Source organism: Pseudomonas sp. MD195_PC81_125, assembly GCF_014060985.1.
GTDB classification, from domain to species: domain Bacteria; phylum Pseudomonadota; class Gammaproteobacteria; order Pseudomonadales; family Pseudomonadaceae; genus Aquipseudomonas; species Aquipseudomonas parakoreensis.
This window is the reverse complement of the sequence record NZ_JABULD010000536.1, coordinates 1-1530: the sequence shown is the minus strand read 5'-3', so window position 1 is coordinate 1530 and position 1530 is coordinate 1. Positions and strand designations below refer to the sequence as shown.

Below are 1530 nucleotides of genomic sequence, written 5' to 3'. Positions count from 1 at the left end.
CTGCTCGCGAAGACGGCTGACAGTCACTGGAAATATTGACTGAATCACCGCATTCGCGAGCAGGCTCGCTCCCACATTGAAAGGAGCTCTACCCATGAAAAAACTGTTGACCCTCGCCGCCGCCACCCTTCTCAGCGCCTGCCAATCAACCACACCCGCCGGCAAGGTCGGTCTCGACGGTGAAGTGTTCTACCTGCAACGCATCGCCCTGCCACCGAGCGCGACACTGAGCGTGAGCTTGCAGGACGTATCGCTGGCCGACGCTCCGGCGGTGGTCCTCGACGAGCAGAAAGGCCCGGTCAAAGGCCAGGTGCCGCTGCCGTTCCACTTGAGTTACGATCCGGCCCAGGTCAAACCCGGCCACCGCTACTCGGTCAGCGCGCGCATCGAGGTCAACGGTGAGCTGATGTTCATCACCACCGAGAACCACGCCGTGCAACTGGACGGTAATGATCCGCAGCCGCTGAAAATCCGCGTCGACGCCATTCGCTAACTGTCTTTCAAGGAAGCTGCCATGCTCCGCCCTACCCTTCGCTTCGCCAGCCTGTGCGCGGGCCTGATGATCTCTGCCAGCGCCCTGGCGCTGTCGCTCAGCGACCTCTCGCAACAAGACGCCACCGGCGGCCTCAAGGACGCCTTGACCCAGGGCGCGCAAATCGCCGTCAAACAACTCGGCACCCCGGGCGGCTTCAGCAACAACCCGGAGGTGAAAATCGAACTGCCGGGCAAACTCGGCAAAGTCGCCGGCAAGATGAAAGCCTTCGGCATGGGCGCCCAGGTCGACGAACTCGAAACCGCCATGAACAAGGCCGCCGAAAGCGCCGTGACCCAGGCCCAGCCGATCCTCGTCGATGCCGTGAAGAAAAATGACCGTGGCCGACGCCAAAGGCATCCTCAGCGGCGGCACCGACTCGGCCACCCAATACCTGGACAAAACCAGCCGCGAACAGATCCGCGCCAGGTTCCTGCCCATCGTCAAACAAGCCACCGACAAAGTCGGCGTAGCGCAAAAGTACAACGCCTTCGCCGGCCAGGCCGCGACCTTGGGCGTGGTGGATGCGAAAAGCGCCAACGTCGAAAGCTACGTCACCCGAGCAGGCACTGAACGGCCTGTTCGAAATGATCGGCAAACAGGAAGAAACCATCCGCAAGAACCCGGCGGCTGCGGCGACTGGCCTTGCCAAGAAAGTGTTCGGCACATTGTAATTTTTGCCGCTGCACGCAAAAGCCCGCTGAACCTGTGAAGGTCGGCGGGCTTTTTATTGCTTGTCAGCCTTGCGGATCGACTTGATCGAGAACGCGGTTCACCGACAGCTCAGCGAGCGAAATCATCTGCTGAATGCCCAGAAGCTGACTGCACGTCGAGCCGCTCAGGGTAAACGCCAACTCACTGGCCATGACATTGGCCGAGGCCAGCGTTTCACAGGCATGGGCCAGCATTAAATACAACCTGACTCAATGTAGGAGCTGCCGAAGGCTGCGATTTTTTGATCTTGCTTTTGATTTTGAAAAGCCAGGATCAAAAGATCG

At 59.9% G+C, this 1530-nt stretch carries 1 protein-coding gene and 2 pseudogenes; 2 read left to right on the top strand and 1 reads right to left on the bottom strand.

Annotated elements, in window-relative coordinates:
• Window positions 1–94 precede the first annotated feature (94 nt).
• Both HT737_RS21315 and HT737_RS21310 read left to right on the top strand, forming a co-directional pair.
• Entirely contained in the window at window positions 95–493 is a 399-nt protein-coding gene (locus tag HT737_RS21315) for a YbaY family lipoprotein (protein ID WP_047291842.1), read from the top strand.
• Window positions 494–514: 21 nt separating this feature from the next.
• A pseudogene (locus HT737_RS21310) lies at window positions 515–1206 on the top strand (DUF4197 domain-containing protein).
• A 63-nt stretch (window positions 1207–1269) separates the two neighbouring features.
• Here the strand turns inward: HT737_RS21310 and HT737_RS21305 are convergent.
• A pseudogene (locus tag HT737_RS21305) lies at window positions 1270–1440 on the bottom strand (DUF6124 family protein); the annotation flags it as partial.
• Between the last annotated feature and the right edge of the window lie 90 nt (window positions 1441–1530).